This window comes from Hornefia porci (genome assembly GCF_001940235.1).
Classification (GTDB): Bacteria; Bacillota; Clostridia; order Peptostreptococcales; family Anaerovoracaceae; genus Aminicella; species Aminicella porci.
Window position 1 is genome coordinate 1,342,226 of record NZ_MJIE01000001.1, and the last position, 16,851, is coordinate 1,359,076.

Genomic DNA, 16,851 nt, shown 5'->3' on the forward strand with positions numbered 1-16,851 from the left:
TACGGTTCGCGTATACGGCGCTTTCAATAGTTGATGTGCATTCGCTGGTATGCTTCGGATAGATCATAAAATCCGATGTGTACCAGTATTTCTTTCGACAAAGCTCTGTTGACTGTGCTGGTCGCCGATGTAAACCAATACCCTCTGCGGCTGTTTGCCGTCATATAGGCATAGTATTCCGGGATTCCCAGTCTCATCAGATACTTCATCTTTGACCGCGGCCGTTTCCACATCTTCCAGATGCACATCCGGATTCGGTGGTACAGCCATCCATTGAGTTTTCCGATGCTGTTCTTCATTGCGGCTATGCCGTAATAATTTAGCCATCCGCGCATGTACACCTTGATTCTGTGCAATGCCGGAATGACGCTCTGAACCCATCTCCGGGAAGAGAGATCTTTCAGTTTAGCCTTCATCTTTCTCCACGACTTCGCATGAACGCGAACGTATATTCCGCTTCCGTTCCTTCCCCGTGCGAAGCCGAGGTACTTAAAATTTCGGATAGCGAAAACACTGGTAACTTTGCTCTTCTCTTTGTTCACGGTCAGCTTCAGCTTCCCTTCCAGATATGAAGTGCTCGTTTCCAGCAGCCGCTTTGCGGCTCTTTCGCTTCTCGACAGCAATACAATGTCATCTGCGTAGCGTACACATGGTACCCCGCGCTTCTCGAACTCTTTGTCAAACTCATCCAGATAAATGTTGGCCAGAAGCGGAGAAAGGTTTCCGCCCTGGGGCGAACCTTCCTCTGTTTCCATAACCACACCGTTCACCATCACTCCGCTCTTCAGGTACCTTTTGATGATCTGAATGACTCTCTCATCATCGATATCCTTTCTCAGCAGATTCAGAAGCCGCTCATGATTCAGCGTATCAAAGTATTTGCTGAGATCAAGACTAACCGCATAGCGGTATCCTTTCTCCGCATATTCCTTCACTCTGTTTATCGCATCCTTTGCGCTTCGTCCCGGCCGGTAGCCATAGCTTCCGTCCGAAAACTTCGGCTCGTAGATGGGCATGAGTTTCTGACTGATGGCCTGTTGGATGATACGGTCAATGACAGTTGGAATACCAAGCTTTCGTATTCCACCGTTTGGTTTCGGGATCTCGACTCTCCTCACCGGAGACGGGGTATATTTCCCACGTAATATCCTTCCAATGAGTTCATCTTTATGCTCCCGCAAGTAAGGCAGTGCCTCCTCGATGGTCATTCCATCGACACCCGGCGCTCCCTTGTTTGCCTTCACTCTCTTGTAGGCTTTATTCATATTTCTTCTGTCCAGTATCGCCTCAAGAAGTCCCGGCTCTGCACTGTCCCTTTCCTTCCATATCCGGCGGAATGAACGGCGCGCTCCTGCATACTCTTTACGTTCCGCGCTATCCCTTTGCAGGCAGCTTTCTTTCTTGTTTTCTGTGCTCAAGTTCGTTCCTCCTTTCCCGGTCGTACTCAAGACTCCTATTGATTCGGCCCTTCACGGACTGGCCCGCTACTATGGCTTCGGCTGACTTCTCACCATTCGTTGTTACTACAAGTCTCCTTGCTGGTGAGACCTCCCCGGGTACTCACACGTTCTTTTCCTCCATCTACCTGCCGCATTTACACTGCATGATTCCGTGCAGTAATTGGACTTTGACCTGTTTAGCAGCCTTATCCTCATACAGAGCCTCATATGCAATTTCTGTTCGTCAGGCCAGAGGTTTGCCCATGGGTTAGTATTTTCCCCACATCCGGCTTCCTTCAGATTCCACCTCACGATGGACACCCTTGCCTTCGGCTGTATCCTTCCCACTGCCGGGCGGATTCGGGACTTTCACCCTTTAGAACGTGCGCTCGCCGGGCGCACTAACAAAATACGGGTCCGGTGCGGCTGACAGCCGCTTCCGGATACCCGTTTTTTTGTTCTTAACTTTTACAGATCGGTGCGCCCTTCAACCGCCTTCAGCAGCGTCACCTCGTCCGCATACTCCAGATCGCCTCCTACCGGCAGACCATGAGCGATTCGCGTCACCCGGATTCCGGACGGCTTCAGAAGACGCGCAATGTACATGGCCGTCGCCTCTCCTTCGATGTTGGGATTCGTTGCGAGAATGACCTCCTGCACCTCTTCGTGCTGCTGAAGTCTCAGAATCAGCTGCTTCAGGTTGATGTCTCCCGGGCCGATTCCCTCCATCGGAGAAATCACGCCGTTAAGAACATGGTAGCGCCCGTTGTATTCGCGGATGCGCTCCATGGCCATTACGTCCTGGGGGCTTTCCACCACACAAAGAATATCGTCCCGCCTGCTTTTGTCGCTGCAGATCCGGCAGGGATCCTGATCCGTCAGATTTCCGCAGACGGAGCAGTAACGCATGGTTTTCTTCGCCTCGCGAATGGACGCAGAGAGGGACTCCGCCTCTGCATCCGGCAGGGACAGAATATGGAACGCAAGTCTCTGGGCGGTCTTGTTGCCGATACCCGGCAGCCGTGCCAGCTCGCTGATCAGGCGCGCCAGCGGTTTCGGATACTGCTGTGCCATAAAGCGCCTACATTCCGGGGATATTCAGACCGCCTGTCAGCTTTCCGTACTCATCGTTCGTCAGCTCGTCAATCTGCCTCATTCCCTCGTTCACCGCAGCGATCACGAGATCCTGCAGGGTCTCCACATCATCCGGATCAACGACCTCCGGCTGAATCGTCAGCGACGTCAGCTCCTTCTTACCGCTGACGACCGCTGTCACGACGCCGCCCCCTGCGGTTGCGGTGACTTCTTTTTCCTCCAGCTCAGCCTGCATCTGCTCCATCTGCCTCTGCATCGCCTGCATCTGCTGAATCTGCGCCATCTGACCTTTTTTTCCGCCTTTGGCTCCGCCCGTTTTGGGGCGCTTTCCCGCTTTCATTCCTTTACCCATAAAAACCTCCGTTATCTGATATCTACTTTTGTTCCAAGAATGCTCGCAGCCTCGCTTGCCGCCTGCTGCAGACGCTCGTCCTTCGACCTGTTTTCCGTCTGATTCATCTCCCGAACGACCATTTTCCTCCGCCGCCCGGTCCGCTGTTCCATCAGGTCGCAGATCTGTTCTGAATTCCGTTCAAGCATACGACGCACCATATCTCCGGTGACGATAAGCTTGAATTCCCTGTCATTCATCGCCGCCAGCCGCGCGCCGCGCATCGTGGCGCCTGCGCTAAGCTGATCCAGTCCGTCCGCCTCGCACACATCCCGCCAGATTTCGTCCAGCCCGTCAGAACTGTCGACAGGTGCCGGCGTATTCACAGACTCCGCAGCCTGTCCGGCTCCGACAGCCGTTTCCGCCGCGGACTTCGGGAGCCTGCTGTTCTCCGCCGCCGGCGTTTCCTGCCGCGGCGCCCGGGGAGACGCGGAGCGGCCCGGAGAACCGGTCTTTGTTCCCCGCGATCTCATGTCATGACCTGCAGCTGCACCGCCGGAAGTCCGTCCGGCTTCTGCTGCCCTTCTCGGCTGCGCAGCTGCTCCTCCCGTCTGTGTCCCTGCCCGGCCGGCATATTCCATATCCTCGGCAATGGTTACAATTGCAACCTCCATCAGGATTCTGGCCTGAGTCGAATAGCGGGCGTCGCTGATGGTGCGAGCCAGCGTGACGATATTGCGGTTCAGCGCCTCCAGCCGGATACGTCCCGCCTGCTGCTTCAGCAGGTCGATATTCTCCAGAGACATGTTCAGCATATCCTGCGGCTCCTTCACGAACTTGGCGATGAGCAGACTCCGGTAATGCTCCATCCAGCCGCGCATCAGCTGCCGGATATCCTTACCCTCCTGCAGCGCTTCCTCCAGAAGCAGCAGCGCCCCGGCAACATCGTGCTCCAGCGCCCGTTCCGTCAGATCGGCATAGAACTCCACAGAGGCGGCTCCCAGAAATTCCAGGACCACGTCGCGATCCAGCAGCGGCTCTCCGGAGCTCATGCACTGCTCCAGCAGGCTCAGCGAATCTCTCACCGACCCGTCTGCGTTCATCGCCAGCAGAGCGAGAGCGTCCTCCGTGATTTCCACCCCGTGCGCCGCACAGATCCTCCGCATATTCTCCCGAATCTCCCTGCCGGATACGCGCTTGAAATCCAGGCGCATACACCGGGAAAGGATGGTCGGCGGAAGCTTCTCCGGATCCGTGGTTGCCAGAATGAAAATAACGTCTGCCGGCGGCTCCTCCAGTGTTTTCAGAAAAGCGTTGAACGCGTTGGTGGACATCATATGAACCTCGTCGATGATGTAAACCTTCTTCCGGCCGACAACCGGCGGATAATTCACGCTTTCGCGGAGATCGCGCACATTCTCCACGCCGTTGTTGGACGCCGCATCGATCTCGACCACATCGACATATCTGCCCGCCGCAATATCCCGGCAGGTGTCGCATACTCCGCAGGGCTTCTCTCCGGACTCCCCGGTGCAGTTCACCGCCTTGGCCAGAATCCGCGCCATGGTCGTCTTTCCGGTGCCCCTCGTCCCGCAGAACAGATATGCGTGCGCCACCGTATCCGTGGCGATCTGATGCCGCAGAATTTTGACGATATGCTCCTGTCCCAGAACCTGCGAAAAGGTTTCCGGGCGGTTTTCTCTGTACAAAGCCAGGTATTGCTTCATGACTCCTTCTTTCTTTTTCTGCACAAAATACAGTCCGGCGCGCTCGCCGCGCTGCCCGCCGGCTCCCGCATTTTCGCCGGCAGAGCCTCCCCGGGATTCCGCGCGGCGCGGATGTCCGCAGCAGGGTTCTCCCTGCCGCGCCGGCGTGCTGTCACACAGACGCAAAAATCAAAATTGCCCTTTAGTAGCTCCGCATGACGTAGGAAAAGGCTTATCTGCGGCACATAAGAACTTCCGCTTATTGCTGCTTCCTTCCGGACCTGACAAGGTTCACGGCATCCTATTGCGCAGGACCCAGACCATATCAGGCGAAGCTAATAAAAGGCAATTTCTGCACTCAGTCTATTATATTGTTTTTGGAGGGCAGTGTCAACAGTTTCCCTGTTACAGGGGCAGCCGGTATCCGTATGTTTCCGCAGCAGCCGGCGGCCTGCCTCCACCGTTCTCCCTGCCAGGGGCGGCCGGTGCGGCGTTTCTCACACGATCGCCTTTATCTCCACATCCACCCGCACGACGTTGAAGGCAGTCATGTACTCGATCTGCTCCGCCAGGGCTTTCTGGAAATCCAGCGCCGCATCCCAGAACCGGGCGTTCGAGTCCACCGCGATTTTCACATCCACATCCAGCGCATCCGGCGCGGTGTTTTCATAAACCTTCATCACCTTCGCGACGCCCGGCGACTCGCTCCCGACGCACACCGCAATATCGGTAATAACCGAATCCGAAATAAAGAAATCGCCCATATAGCTGAAGGTGGGACGCACCACCGTCCGCTCCGACTGCCTGTCGCCGCCGAACAGCCCGCCGCGGAATATTCTCAGCGGATCCATGAAATATCCCGCAAAATCCCGCTTCAGCTGGAGCGTCGGAACCGGAATCACGTGTTTACCCTGGCCGATTCTCTGCTTTTCGGCAGTCTCCCGTTCCTCCTCCGTCGTAATGTCCTCAATATGAATCCTCCGGCTGACGGGCGGAAGTCCCAGGCGTGCGACGATCTTATCCGCCATACGGTCCGAGGTCCCGATAATCAGAATGCTGTCCGGCGACAGCTCCCGGATCCGAGAGGCCACATCCTGCTGATGCGCGTCCTGGGTAAACAAAGCCGTTTTGATTGCGCCTACGTGCGTCTTCTGACGCTTGGCGGAAATACCGGCCTCCACCCTGCTGTGATAGATAAAAAGTCCGTCGTCGATGATGCTTTCTATGTTCTCCTCATTACAGAGATTCATGGCCTGGTAGCTTTTTCCGGTGCCGCTTTTGCCTGTCAGAGAATAAACTTTCACCTTTACTAACCTGCTTCTTTCTGCTATAATAATAAGCGATTCATTTTAAGACATGTCTAAAGGAGGATTTACCAATGGCTTACAAGATTACAGATGCCTGCATCAGCTGCGGAGCGTGTGCGCCTGAGTGTCCGGTTGAAGCGATCAGCGAAGGCGATACTCAGTACGTCATCGACGCAGATACCTGCATCGACTGCGGAGCATGCGCCAATGCATGTCCTGTTGACGCTCCGGTTGAGGGCTAATCGACATCGATCAGACAATAACCGTTTCGCTTTCGCGGAACGGTTATTTTTTATGCCCGGTCTTTTTCACGATTTCATATTCCTGTCTTCCACGCCGGTCTTTTTCACCGTGCCGCTCTTCAGTCCCTCGCGCTTTTGTCGCTCCTGCGAAGCTCCTCCGCGGCGGCCTCCTTCTTCTGAATATCATTCATGTGATACGCCAGCGAATGCAGACTGTCCGACAGATGCACGACCTCCAGCGCCACATGGCTCGGAACCTCGATGTCCGTGGGCGCAAAATTCCAGATACCCTTGACGCCCGCGAAGGAAAGCTTGTCCGCAACCTCCTGTGCGTTGTCGCGGTTCACGCAGATGATGCCGATATCGATTTCCTCTTCTTCCACATATTCCACGATATTTTCATAGTCCAGGATCTCAATTCCATCCAGATCCTTCCCGATCAGATTCGGATTGATATCAAAAGCCGCGCACACCTTGAAGCCCTGCTTGTGGAAATGCGTGTATTTGGCGATCGCCTGTCCCAGATTGCCGGCGCCGACAATTACCATGCGGTATTCTTTGTCCAGGCCCAGAATTGCGCTGATCTCCTTATAAAGACCGTCCACACTGTATCCGTAGCCCTGCTGTCCGAATCCTCCGAAATTGTTCAGATCCTGCCGGATCTGCGACGCTGTATATCCGATCAGATTACTGAATTCCTTGGAGGAAATCTTCTCCACGCCCTTCTTCTTCAGTTCGATCAGATACCGCCTGTACCTCGGCAGCCGCTTGATTACCGCGTTTGAGATTTTCGCATTTTTCGCCATACATTCCACCTCTCTCTGTATTAAAACCGTCTCCGGTCTGCTTTGCATCAGAAATCTCATCCGAAACTGCTTTAGACAAGAAAAACCCGCCGCGGCGGGTTTTCATCAATCGTTCAGATTGTCGTCCACATATTTCACAAGATCGCCGACCAGCTGGAATTTCTCTGCTTCCTCGTCCGGAATCTCGATGTCGAATTCCTCTTCAATCGCCATGATAATCTCAACCGCGTCGAGAGAATCCGCTTCCAGATCTTTCATCAGATTTGTATCCATAGTTACCATTGATTCGTCAACGCTGAGCTGCTCCACAATGATGTCCCTAATCTTTTCAAATGTCATAATAAACCTCCTGAATCCGTGTAATCACAAAACTAATTATAGAATAGTCATTTCCGTATTGCAAGCAATTTTTTACGACAATTCAACCCATGTGTCGTACACATACTCCAGTTCCTCCTGACAGGCTTTCAGTTTCTCGTCCAGCTCCGCAAGCTTCACCGGATCCGAAAGGTGCTCCGGAAGACACATCTGCTCCTGCAGGTCAAGAATCTCCGCCTCCAGACTCTCGATCTTCTCCTCGAGCCGTTTCTGCTCCCGCTCTCTGCGCCGTTCCTCCGCCTGAAGCTTCTTTTTCAGAGCGCGTTCCTCCGCGGCGGTCAGAGGCTTCCCGTCTTCGTCCCTGACAATCATTCCCGCCGCCTTCTGTGCGCTGTGAAGCCCCTCCAGCAGCTGCTCGTTCCGCCCGGTCTCCTCCTTCAGCTCATTCAGATATTTCCTCCCGGAGGCGACAGCCGCTTTTTTCTCCTCGTAATAATCGTATCCGCCGACGTATTCCGTAATCCCGTCTGCATTCAGCTCATAGATGCGCGTCGCCACCTGATTCAGGAAATAACGGTCATGGGATACCGCGATTACCGTTCCCGGGAATTCCCGCAGCGCCTCCTCGAACACTTCCTTCGAATTGATGTCCAGGTGGTTTGTGGGCTCGTCAAGCACCAGCGTATTCGCTCCGGAGAGCATCAGCTTTAACAAAACAAGTCTCGCCCGTTCCCCTCCGCTCAGATCATCGACACGCAGAAACACCTGCTCCGAGGTGAACAGAAAACGGCCCAGCAGCCCCCGGATCTCGCTGTCCCGGTACAGCCGGTACGCATCGTGAACCTCGTCCATAACGGTTTTGCTCCCGTCCAGCATCTCCTGCTGCTGATCATAATATGCGAAGGTCACCTGGTGCCCCCGCTTCAGATATCCCTCAGCGGGTTCAGTCTCACCCATCATGATCTTCAGCAGCGTGGTCTTTCCGATTCCGTTGGGTCCGACAATGCAGATGCGCTCCCCGCGCTTGATGTCGAAATCCACATTCCGGAACAGCTCCCGGCGGTCTCTGCCGATTCCGAAGGACTTGCTCAGCCCTTCTCCGATAAGCACATCGTTTCCGCTCTGGAAATCCTGATGGAAACGAATCTTCACCTTCCCGGTCTCCTGCTCCGGACGGTCGATCCTCTCTATATGAGCCAGCCGCTTTTCCCGGGACGCCGCCCGCTTTGCGAGATGCTCCGTCCCGCGCTCCTTGAAGCGCCGGATGATATCCTCCTGGCGGCGAATCTCCTCCTGCTGCTTTTCATAGGCGCGCAGGTCAGCTTCTCTCTGCAGCTTTTTCTTTTCCGCAAACGCGGTGTAGTTTCCGTCGTAGGCCTTCAGCCGGTGATGCTCAATCTCAAAGATTCTGGTGCACATCTGATCCAGGAAATACCGGTCGTGGGAAACCAGCATAACGGTGCCTCTGTAATTCCGCAGGAACTGCTCCAGCCATTTCAGCATACCGATATCGAGATGATTAGTGGGCTCGTCCAGCAGCAGAAGATCCGGTTTTCCCATCAGCAGGCACGCCAGCGCGAGGCGGGTCCGCTCTCCGCCGGAAAAGGTGGAGATTTCTTTGTCGTAATATTCCTCTCCAAAGGCCATGCTGGTGAGAATCCCCTTCATCTCGCTTCTCCAGGAAAACCCTCCCTCGCTCCGGAACCGGTCCTGCAGCAGTCCCAGGCGCTCCATCGTCCGGCTGTATTCCGGCGTTTCCGCGTTCCCTTCTGCCGCCATTTCCGCGATACGATCCGACAGGCGATGGATTTCCGCCTCCATTTCGTCAAACTTCCCGTAAATGCGCTGAACCTCCTCCATCAGAGTCCCGTCAGGCGAGAAATCATCCTTCTGGCTCAGGTACCCGACAGTGGTGTCGCCGGACACGAAAAAATCGCCGGAATCCGCATGATCGCGTCCGGTCAGTATATTGAGAAGGGTGGTCTTGCCGGCGCCGTTCGCACCGACGATCCCGATCCGGTCCCCCTCGTTCACATGGAAGGAAACGCGGTCCAGAATGGTATCCACCCCGTATGCTTTTGTCAACTCAGTCGCCGATAATATGATCATATTTATAATGGTAAGTTCGCATAGGCGTCCAGACTCAGGTCGTCCGGCCCCTGCATCCTGTATTTGTAGTAAGCTGCCGCAGCGATCATGGCGCCGTTATCCGTACAAAGCACCGGCTCCGGCATATAGAGCCGGATTCCTCTGGCGCCGCAGGCCTCTGCGAGCATCTGCCGAAGGCGGGAATTGGCAGCAACTCCGCCGGCCGTCACCAGCCGGTCTGCCCGGGTCTGCTCCGCCGCCAGCATGGTTTTGTCCACGAGCACATCCAGCATCGCCTGCTGAAAACTCGCCGACAGATCCGCCACGTTCACCTCGCGTCCTGCCATCCTCTCGCGGTTGATGTAATTCAGCACCTGCGTCTTCAGTCCGCTGAAGCTGAAGTCCAGGCTGCCGTTTTCCAGATACACCCGCTTGAACCGGACCGCTTCCGGGTCTCCGTCCTTTGCCGCCCGATCCACCTTGGGACCGCCGGGATAGCCGAGTCCGACGACCCGCGCCACCTTGTCATAGGCTTCTCCCACCGCATCGTCCCGCGTTCCGCCCAGAACCCGGCACCGGTTGTAATCGGTCACCTCAACGATATTGGTGTGTCCGCCTGATACGATCAACGCCAGGAACGGCGGCTCCAGTTCCGGATACTGCAGATAACTGGCGCTCACATGGCCGTGCATGTGGTTGACGCCCACCAGGGGGATCCCCGCGGCAAGGGACAGCGCCTTCGCGGTCGCCACGCCGATAACCACCGCGCCGATCAGCCCGGGGCCGTTGGTCACGCCGATCAGATCAACCTCCGCCAGAGAAATCCCCGCCTCCGACAGCGCCTGATCCAGCACACCGTTGATATTCTGCAGATGATGCCTCGACGCGATTTCCGGCACCACTCCGCCGAACTTCGTATGAACCGCAATCTGTGAACTGATTATGTCCGACAGTATCTCTCTCCCCTCCGCCGTCACCGCGATGGAGGTTTCGTCACAGCTGGTTTCGATTCCGAGGGTAATAAATTTTCCGTCTTTCATTCAGGACTCCTCTTCTCTCTGCTCAGGATCACCGATGCGCCACATGATGACCGCATCCTCTCCATCGTCCTCGTAATAATTCGGCCGGGTTCCCACCGAGCGGAAGCCGAACTTTTCATAGAGATGCTGCGCCGCCGCATTCCCGGCCCGCACCTCCAGCGTATGACTTTTGACGCCTGAATCCTCCGTCACGCGAATCAGCGCACTCATCAGCAGAGAAGCCACATGCTTTCCCTGATACTCCGGGAGTACCGCCACATTGTTGATATGACCCTCCTCCCGGATATTCCAGACACTCACATATCCGATCAGGCAGCCGTCCTTCTCCGCCACAATATACAGAGCCTTTGGATTCTCTTCCAGATCCCGGCGGAGGGAATCCAGGCTCCAGGGCACGCTGAAGCAGGCCTGTTCAATGCGTTCCAGACCTTCTGCATCCGCCGGTTCTCCTTTTCGTATGATCAGCTGTATCATTTACCTGCTCCTGAATTTCGCCATTTTTGCTTCCCTCAGCCTGGCCAGGGTCCCGTCGCGCAGCTTCTGCTCCGCCTCGGTCTCCCTCATATACCGGGGAAGAAGCTCCTGATAGCTCACGGTTTCGCCGGCCTCCAGCTTCTCCGCCGCCATCCGCACAGTAAGCGCCGCCGTCGGATACCGTTCTTCCTTGTCCGCGAGATCAAATCCCGTCAGCAGTTCACGACCCGCGTCGATTCCGTCTCCGTAGAACAAAGGCCTCACCGACTCCTCCCGGATCCTGTCCAGAACCTCTGTCAGCATATACGGACCCGGCTTCAGAATGTCTTCTCCGTTCGCATCGAAAACAGCCCCGTAGACCTGTCCCCGACGAGCGTTGAAAATCACCGCGACAGGTCTGGCCCCGTCACAGCAGAGGCGAAACTGGTCCAGCGCTCCCACCGCCACAGCGGGAATTGACAGCGCCTGCGCCATCGCCCGCGCCGTAGAAACGCCGATTCGTATGCCGGTATACGAGCCCGGCCCTACAGAAGCCGCGACCGCCCGCAGCTCCCGGGGCGATATTCCGTTCTCCGTGAGCAGCTCCTGCGCCATCTCTGCCAGTCTCCGCAGATGCCCCATCGGCTCCTCCGTCCGCTTCATCGACAGCTGTCCGGTCTGCGGATCATACAGCGCCGCCGAACCGACCGGTCCGGTGGTTTCGATTCCTAAAATGTACATTGACAGATCCGCTCTCCTTCCTGTTCTCCATAGCTTATGAAGATTACCTTTGTCTCATCGGGCAGAAGCTCCGCAATCCGGTCCGCCCACTCAATGACGCAAACCCCGCCGGCGTCGAAATATTCCTGAGCGCCGGTCTCCAGCAGTTCCTCGCCGTCCTTCAGCCGATACACATCGAAATGAAACAGCGGAATCCGTCCGCTGCGGTATTCCTTCACAATCGTAAAAGTCGGGCTGGTGACAGGTTCAGTGACCCCCAGCCCCCGGGCAATCGCGCGGGTCAGCGTGGTTTTTCCGGTCCCCAGATCGCCTATCAGCGCGACAATGTCTCCGGGGTTCAGCTGCTCAGCCAGCCGCCGCCCGAACTCCCCGGTCTCCCGTTCGTCTCTGATCCGGACAGTTCTCATCGGGCTCCGTCCTCCGCCCGGTGAATCACGTTGGATATTTTTTTGTACACAAAGAATGTTACGACCGCGTTTATCCCCGCCTTGGAAAGGTTAAAGGGAATGATGGCCGGCAGCATAAGCGCCACAACTGCCTGACGCTGCATTCCGTAAAACAGCGGGTCGATGATGTAATTCATCAGCGCCATCACCGCCGTCATCGTCAGCGTTCCCAGAATCAGCGCAAGCACCGCACTCTTCTTTGTACGGTTCCTCCGGTACAGAAGCCCTGCCACAACAGCGAAGCATCCTGTAGCCGCCACATGCATCAGAAACCCGACCCACGTGTCCTGCCCCAGGATAAACGCCTGAACAAAGGCCGCGAGCACCGTGACCAGCAGTCCGGCAAGAGGCCCGAAGGCAAATGTAGCGATCAGAACCGGCACGTCCGCCAGCTCGTATTTGAACGCGGGAAACAGCGGAAAGGGGAAGGACAGAAAGACCAGCACGCAGGAAATCGCGGTCAGCATGGCCAGCGTCGTCATCTTCACCCGGTTATATCTTGAGTTCATTCTCATACAGGTTACTCCGAAACAAATTACTTCAGCGAGAAATCCTCACTGCTGAGGCGATACAGCGTCTCAGTATAAATATCGATCATCTGGAAGAAACGGTCCGCTGCAATCTTTTCGTTTTTCTGATGCATGATGTCCGGATCCCCCGGGAAAAGCCCTCCGAAGGCCACCATATTGGGGCACGCCTTCGCGTAGGTTCCTCCGCCGATGACCATGGGCCCGTGCTCCGTATCCCCCGTCTTCGTCCGGTAAATATCCATCAGCGTTGTGATCAGCGGACTGTCCGGCGGGAAGTAAAGCGGGTTCTGGTTTCCGTTCTTCACCAGCCCGAGATTATACCGGTCCAGAATCGGCATGACAGCCCGGTAGAGCTGTTCCGCCTCCACGGTGACCGGATAGCGGACGTTCAGCTCTATGGCGATGCTCTCCTGATCATAGGTGACAATGCCGTTGTTCATGGTCAGCTTTCCGGAGGCCTCGTCCTCGAATCCGATGTTCATTCCCTCGCCGCTGCACTGAAAGCCGATGTGATGATTGTAGAATTCGATGAATTCGTTGATGTCGTCACTGGCGAAATTCAGTCTTCCCAGGAATCCGAACAGTACGGATATCGCGTTCAGTCCGTCCTGCGGGGATGCGCCGTGACAGGCCTTTCCCTCTGCGGTGATCTCCAGCGCCTGACCGACGCCCTTCGCCTTCAGCCGATATCCGGTCTCCTCACGGTACTCGGATAGTTCGTTCCGGATATGGTCGTAGGTTTCTTTGAAATCACTTTTCACAACAGCTCTCGCGGCGTCCGGAACGATGTTCCGCGCGGTGCCTCCTGACAGGCGGCTGAGCTGCAGACCTTTCGCCGGGCTCTTTGAAAGCTTCTTTGCGATTTCCAGATCACAAAGCCCCTTTTCACCGTTGATTACCGGGAAATCTCCGTCCGGCGTGATCCCGAAGTCAGGCGCCTTGACGCGTTCCAGGTAATAGTCCATTCCCCTCCAGTTGGTCTCCTCATCCAGACCCAGAATCAGGCGGATCCGCCGCTTCGGTTCGTACCCCGCGTCCTTCAGCGCCTTCATGGCGTAGAACGCCGCTACCACGGGGCCTTTGTCGTCCGTCGTGCCTCTGCCTGTAATAAATCCGTCTTTTTCTTCTCCGCCGTAGGGATCGAAATCCCACTCGCCGAGGGCCGGCACCACATCCAGGTGTCCGACCACGCCAAGGGTCTCTTCACCTTCGCCGAAATCGATGTGCCCGCCGTAATGATCGATGTCCTCTGTCCGGAATCCGTACTCTTCTGCCTTCGAAAGCATATACGCAAAAGCATCCTGTACGCCCTGCCCGAACGGAAAAAATTCCCCGGACGCAGACGTGACAGGATCCCCCGCATCGCTTTTGATTCTGATCAGTTCCTTCAGAGTACGGACCGCCGGGCCTTTCTGCTGTTCCACATACTGTGCCAGGTTCATGTCCACTCCTTCCGATTCACGATTCTGCCGTTTCCTGTTTCCCTTTCGCTCCGTCAGCGCTCTCCCGCAGTTTTCACCGCCGTGACGCGCATCCCCGAAGCGGCGCGGAATCAGTCAACCGCCTCTACACCTTTAATTTCAGGAACTGCCTCCTGCAGGATCTGCTCCACGATTCCCTTCAGCGTCATTCTGGCACCCGGGCATCCCGCGCAGTGTCCCATCAGTCTGACCCTGGCGATATTGTCGCCGGTAACCTCAACCAGCTCGATATCTCCGCCGTCTCTGGCAAGCACCTGTCTTACATCGGCCAGCGCCGCATTGATTTTCTCTTCCATTTATATATCCTCCATTTTTCAGTCTGTGATTTTCGCTTACGTAATGTCTATACCCACAACCCGCTCTCCGCAAACACAAAGTATTTTCCGTTCCGCCGGCGCGGGCTTCAACACCCATTCATTATACTAATCCCGGCGAGGAATGTAAACCCTGTTGAAACCGTTTTTAATCTTTTCACCCAAAAACCCGCGGCAATATTTTTCATCCGAAAAGCCGCGGCAATAACGACGTCTCTCTCCGAATCCCATTCTGAGGGCGTCTTAATTTTATCCTTCGCCGTAATACTTCACAAATTTCAAAGGTCCGAAGTGATATACAATCCAGGTTGTCAGTGTCCCCTGCGTGGCCTTTTCAACCGGCGCATTCTTTGTAATAACATACAGATCTCTGTCGCGGGTCGCTGCGTCAGACGCTTTATACTGCATCGTAACTGCACTCGCAGGCGAATGCATAAACACCGCGGCCCTGAACATGAATCCTGTAGAGCAGACTGCAGATACAGCAAGAATCAAAACAACACCCAGAATCACAACAGTTTTTTTCTTTTTTGTCATAACTTTCACCCCCTGTTGATTAGTGTCTGCTCATTAAATCCCCGTCGGACTTAATGGGCGCTGACGGCAGTTTGTCAGCAGCGCCGCGGCGCAGCAGCCAGATCACCTCTAGCACAGCAATCATCACATTGTGGAAAATAAGAATGCTTCTTTTTTCTGACTTTAACTATTATTATTTCAAAGTGACAGCAATTCCTTTATTCGTGTAGTCGTATTTCATTACCCCAGAAGGCAATTCAACCTCTTTTCTTGACGCCTCTTTATTAGTACTCCTATAAACATTGCCTTCTATGATTTTGGACTTTTCTTTATCATCAAGATCACTGTTAAATTCTACAAGAGTCTTGACAGCAACTTCGAAATTCTCTTCATTAAGGTCTTTCATGTCTTCAAAATCAGAAGTGCAAACTTTCCCATTATCAGCACTTATTATTGAGTATTCACCAGCAGCATTGTCCTTATTTAAGAACAGAATATACTCCGCACCCTTTTTAAGGCTCTCATAATTCTCCCCGTGGTAATAGTACCCTCCATCCATTGCTGCATCCTCAATAATCTTTATAGTATCTCCCGCCTTTATTTTTTCCTTACCGGCATATACATCAAGTATTTTTATCTCTCTGACTGCGCTGAAACCGGAAACCGATTCTGGATCATCGCTATCCCTTTCGATTATGCTGTTTTTTTCAGAAAGATCGTCTTGAATTTCAGCTTTCACTATAATCTCTGAAACCCTCTTGAGCGCTTCATACTCATACTGTGTATAGTCTGACTGCACTGTAACATCCTTAACTTCCGATGTTTTGCTCTCGTTCTCGTTGGCACATGCACAAAGAGTAACTGTTAAAATAGCCATCAATAATACTATTATTTTCTTCATAACAATCCCCTCCTTAATCCTAACTACATAATGAGCCTCTTTCAACTCATCACGATCCCCACTTACCAATAAGTTCATTTTTCTCGTACGTCGAAACAGAGGTATAGTTCTTTAACCCCTGATGCATTATGTGTTTTTTTCCCAGGATGATTACAATGAGCCATGCTGAAAGCATGCCCAGCCTCATGCACTAATGTGGCGTGTTTATTAGTCGTATTAGCGTCTGGATTTTTATAAACCGAGACAGTTGCCTTCCACCACTTGTCGGTATATGTTAAAGGCGAACCCTCCTTAGTGAAAAAGAATGTTCTCCCTAAGAGTCCAGATGTCGATGGCTTTGTCAAATTGTATCTTATCCTGAATCTTGAATACTTATATGAATCACCTTCTCCTTTAAGGTTGAGTTTGCTCGAAAGTGCCGTCCACTTTTTGGGATACTTTAACAGTTCCTTTTGTGTATCTGCTGAATATGATCCCGCAAACTTCCACGTCAAATTCCCTGTTGTATACTTTCCACTGAAAGTATTTGCAAAGACGTTATTTCCTACTAAAAAAAACAGTAACAATGCTATCGTGCTTGACACAATTATAGTTCGTTTTATCGTTTTACTCATATAACTCCTCCGCTCTTAATATCTTATCTTCATGATAACTCGATTTTATAGCACTGCCAATTATTCTATTCCTTTTTGAATCTGCCTCAATTAAATGTTGGTTAAGTATATTTGTTTCCTTTACCAAATCGACCTTCGTGTTGGCTGCGCAAGAGCCATTTGGAATTACGTCACCAAGCCCCACGCTACCATGAACGTGAGGCTCTGTAGGATTCGTTATTTCTTCTCACTTAGAATAACGTTCTGAGAATTATTTCTTAGAAGTTTAATTGCAGATATTAAAGATGACAGTGCTAGAACAAAGATTAAAAAAGCCAATCGTTCTGTCCCAATTTCTAAAAAAAGTATCCCTAATATCGCTACAACAATGATTATTTGCGAGAAAAAGATAATGCAAACCAATTCTTTTTCGGATGGCTTTTGGATCAAGCCCGAATTTGTTCTATTTTTCATAGCTGGTCTCCCATTCTCTGCTGGTGCATA

The 16,851-nt window shown here is 53.6% G+C and carries 20 protein-coding genes and 1 other RNA gene; 1 reads left to right on the forward strand and 20 read right to left on the reverse strand.

The features are described from left to right. Positions 1-23: 23 nt before the first annotated feature. The 6 genes from ltrA to BHK98_RS06465 form a co-directional block, all read right to left on the reverse strand. Positions 24-1,418, reverse strand: a complete 1,395-nt coding sequence (gene ltrA / locus BHK98_RS06435) for a group II intron reverse transcriptase/maturase (RefSeq protein ID WP_075712718.1) — start codon at positions 1,416-1,418, stop codon at positions 24-26. 489 nt (positions 1,419-1,907) lie between these two features. Then, the gene (gene recR, locus BHK98_RS06445; protein ID WP_075712720.1) at positions 1,908-2,513 is read right to left on the reverse strand and encodes a recombination mediator RecR; all 606 of its coding nucleotides are present in this window, start codon (positions 2,511-2,513) and stop codon (positions 1,908-1,910) included. Between the two features lie 7 nt (positions 2,514-2,520). Further along, positions 2,521-2,886 (reverse strand): YbaB/EbfC family nucleoid-associated protein, encoded by a 366-nt coding sequence (locus BHK98_RS06450; protein WP_083628085.1) that lies wholly within the window; start codon positions 2,884-2,886, stop codon positions 2,521-2,523. Between the two features lie 11 nt (positions 2,887-2,897). Next, complete coding sequence (dnaX, locus tag BHK98_RS06455) at positions 2,898-4,757, reverse strand: DNA polymerase III subunit gamma/tau (protein ID WP_075712721.1); 1,860 nt, start codon at positions 4,755-4,757, stop codon at positions 2,898-2,900. Positions 4,758-4,792: 35 nt separating this feature from the next. Continuing rightward, an RNA gene (gene ffs / locus BHK98_RS06460) (signal recognition particle sRNA small type) lies at positions 4,793-4,892 on the reverse strand. A gap of 176 nt (positions 4,893-5,068) precedes the next feature. Continuing rightward, positions 5,069-5,875 carry an Asp23/Gls24 family envelope stress response protein gene (locus BHK98_RS06465; RefSeq protein ID WP_075712722.1) on the reverse strand — a complete coding sequence of 269 codons (807 nt, stop codon included), beginning with the start codon at positions 5,873-5,875 and terminating at the stop codon, positions 5,069-5,071. A gap of 74 nt (positions 5,876-5,949) precedes the next feature. Between BHK98_RS06465 and BHK98_RS06470 the strand changes: the two genes are divergently transcribed. Continuing rightward, positions 5,950-6,120 carry a DUF362 domain-containing protein gene (locus tag BHK98_RS06470; protein WP_075712723.1) on the forward strand — a complete coding sequence of 57 codons (171 nt, stop codon included), beginning with the start codon at positions 5,950-5,952 and terminating at the stop codon, positions 6,118-6,120. A gap of 119 nt (positions 6,121-6,239) precedes the next feature. Here the strand turns inward: BHK98_RS06470 and BHK98_RS06475 are convergent, their stop codons facing one another. The 14 genes from BHK98_RS06475 to BHK98_RS06540 all read right to left on the reverse strand — a co-directional run bounded on the left by BHK98_RS06475 (position 6,240) and on the right by BHK98_RS06540 (position 16,821). Then, on the reverse strand, positions 6,240-6,926 hold the full coding sequence (locus tag BHK98_RS06475; RefSeq protein ID WP_075715025.1) for a redox-sensing transcriptional repressor Rex: 687 nt from the start codon (positions 6,924-6,926) through the stop codon (positions 6,240-6,242). A gap of 105 nt (positions 6,927-7,031) precedes the next feature. Then, the gene (gene acpP, locus BHK98_RS06480; protein WP_075712724.1) at positions 7,032-7,265 is read right to left on the reverse strand and encodes an acyl carrier protein; all 234 of its coding nucleotides are present in this window, start codon (positions 7,263-7,265) and stop codon (positions 7,032-7,034) included. Between the two features lie 72 nt (positions 7,266-7,337). After that, entirely contained in the window at positions 7,338-9,329 is a 1,992-nt protein-coding gene (locus tag BHK98_RS06485) for an ABC-F family ATP-binding cassette domain-containing protein (protein WP_245796838.1), read from the reverse strand. 26 nt (positions 9,330-9,355) lie between these two features. Then, on the reverse strand, positions 9,356-10,372 hold the full coding sequence (gene tsaD / locus BHK98_RS06490; protein WP_075712726.1) for a tRNA (adenosine(37)-N6)-threonylcarbamoyltransferase complex transferase subunit TsaD: 1,017 nt from the start codon (positions 10,370-10,372) through the stop codon (positions 9,356-9,358). Continuing rightward, positions 10,373-10,846 (reverse strand): ribosomal protein S18-alanine N-acetyltransferase, encoded by a 474-nt coding sequence (gene rimI, locus BHK98_RS06495; RefSeq protein WP_083628087.1) that lies wholly within the window; start codon positions 10,844-10,846, stop codon positions 10,373-10,375. After that, positions 10,847-11,566: a tRNA (adenosine(37)-N6)-threonylcarbamoyltransferase complex dimerization subunit type 1 TsaB gene (gene tsaB / locus BHK98_RS06500; RefSeq protein ID WP_075712727.1), complete on the reverse strand. Its 720-nt coding sequence runs from the start codon at positions 11,564-11,566 to the stop codon at positions 10,847-10,849. Then, on the reverse strand, positions 11,554-11,973 hold the full coding sequence (gene tsaE / locus BHK98_RS06505; RefSeq protein ID WP_075712728.1) for a tRNA (adenosine(37)-N6)-threonylcarbamoyltransferase complex ATPase subunit type 1 TsaE: 420 nt from the start codon (positions 11,971-11,973) through the stop codon (positions 11,554-11,556). Before tsaE ends, tsaB begins: the two co-directional genes overlap by 13 nt. Beyond that, the gene (locus tag BHK98_RS06510; RefSeq protein WP_075712729.1) at positions 11,970-12,527 is read right to left on the reverse strand and encodes an ECF transporter S component; all 558 of its coding nucleotides are present in this window, start codon (positions 12,525-12,527) and stop codon (positions 11,970-11,972) included. The genes tsaE and BHK98_RS06510 overlap by 4 nt, the downstream gene beginning before the upstream one ends. Positions 12,528-12,547: 20 nt before the next feature. After that, positions 12,548-13,984, reverse strand: a complete 1,437-nt coding sequence (gene pepV / locus BHK98_RS06515; RefSeq protein WP_075712730.1) for a dipeptidase PepV — start codon at positions 13,982-13,984, stop codon at positions 12,548-12,550. A 110-nt stretch (positions 13,985-14,094) separates the two neighbouring features. Beyond that, positions 14,095-14,319 (reverse strand): NifU family protein, encoded by a 225-nt coding sequence (locus BHK98_RS06520; RefSeq protein ID WP_075712731.1) that lies wholly within the window; start codon positions 14,317-14,319, stop codon positions 14,095-14,097. Positions 14,320-14,586: 267 nt separating this feature from the next. Next, a complete protein-coding gene (locus BHK98_RS06525) occupies positions 14,587-14,874 on the reverse strand; it encodes a hypothetical protein (RefSeq protein WP_075712732.1) in 288 nt (95 codons plus the stop codon). A 172-nt stretch (positions 14,875-15,046) separates the two neighbouring features. Then, positions 15,047-15,754 carry a hypothetical protein gene (locus tag BHK98_RS06530; protein ID WP_143404549.1) on the reverse strand — a complete coding sequence of 236 codons (708 nt, stop codon included), beginning with the start codon at positions 15,752-15,754 and terminating at the stop codon, positions 15,047-15,049. A 74-nt stretch (positions 15,755-15,828) separates the two neighbouring features. Next, positions 15,829-16,368 carry a hypothetical protein gene (locus tag BHK98_RS06535; protein ID WP_075712734.1) on the reverse strand — a complete coding sequence of 180 codons (540 nt, stop codon included), beginning with the start codon at positions 16,366-16,368 and terminating at the stop codon, positions 15,829-15,831. A 216-nt stretch (positions 16,369-16,584) separates the two neighbouring features. Continuing rightward, on the reverse strand, positions 16,585-16,821 hold the full coding sequence (locus tag BHK98_RS06540) for a hypothetical protein (RefSeq protein WP_075712735.1): 237 nt from the start codon (positions 16,819-16,821) through the stop codon (positions 16,585-16,587). Positions 16,822-16,851: the final 30 nt, after the last annotated feature.

What these genes read in the sequence shown, in the direction of transcription:
- BHK98_RS06540 (WP_075712735.1), bottom strand. Translation starts at nt 16,821, where the DNA reads ATGAAAAATAGAACAAATTCGGGCTTGATCCAAAAGCCATCCGAAAAA.
- pepV (WP_075712730.1), bottom strand. Translation starts at nt 13,984, where the DNA reads ATGAACCTGGCACAGTATGTGGAACAGCAGAAAGGCCCGGCGGTCCGT.
- tsaD (WP_075712726.1), bottom strand. Translation starts at nt 10,372, where the DNA reads ATGAAAGACGGAAAATTTATTACCCTCGGAATCGAAACCAGCTGTGAC.
- tsaE (WP_075712728.1), bottom strand. Translation starts at nt 11,973, where the DNA reads ATGAGAACTGTCCGGATCAGAGACGAACGGGAGACCGGGGAGTTCGGG.
- BHK98_RS06535 (WP_075712734.1), bottom strand. Translation starts at nt 16,368, where the DNA reads ATGAGTAAAACGATAAAACGAACTATAATTGTGTCAAGCACGATAGCA.
- BHK98_RS06470 (WP_075712723.1), top strand. Translation starts at nt 5,950, where the DNA reads ATGGCTTACAAGATTACAGATGCCTGCATCAGCTGCGGAGCGTGTGCG.
- tsaB (WP_075712727.1), bottom strand. Translation starts at nt 11,566, where the DNA reads ATGTACATTTTAGGAATCGAAACCACCGGACCGGTCGGTTCGGCGGCG.
- BHK98_RS06520 (WP_075712731.1), bottom strand. Translation starts at nt 14,319, where the DNA reads ATGGAAGAGAAAATCAATGCGGCGCTGGCCGATGTAAGACAGGTGCTT.
- BHK98_RS06450 (WP_083628085.1), bottom strand. Translation starts at nt 2,886, where the DNA reads ATGGGTAAAGGAATGAAAGCGGGAAAGCGCCCCAAAACGGGCGGAGCC.
- BHK98_RS06530 (WP_143404549.1), bottom strand. Translation starts at nt 15,754, where the DNA reads ATGAAGAAAATAATAGTATTATTGATGGCTATTTTAACAGTTACTCTT.
- BHK98_RS06475 (WP_075715025.1), bottom strand. Translation starts at nt 6,926, where the DNA reads ATGGCGAAAAATGCGAAAATCTCAAACGCGGTAATCAAGCGGCTGCCG.
- BHK98_RS06525 (WP_075712732.1), bottom strand. Translation starts at nt 14,874, where the DNA reads ATGACAAAAAAGAAAAAAACTGTTGTGATTCTGGGTGTTGTTTTGATT.
- BHK98_RS06510 (WP_075712729.1), bottom strand. Translation starts at nt 12,527, where the DNA reads ATGAGAATGAACTCAAGATATAACCGGGTGAAGATGACGACGCTGGCC.
- acpP (WP_075712724.1), bottom strand. Translation starts at nt 7,265, where the DNA reads ATGACATTTGAAAAGATTAGGGACATCATTGTGGAGCAGCTCAGCGTT.
- rimI (WP_083628087.1), bottom strand. Translation starts at nt 10,846, where the DNA reads ATGATACAGCTGATCATACGAAAAGGAGAACCGGCGGATGCAGAAGGT.
- recR (WP_075712720.1), bottom strand. Translation starts at nt 2,513, where the DNA reads ATGGCACAGCAGTATCCGAAACCGCTGGCGCGCCTGATCAGCGAGCTG.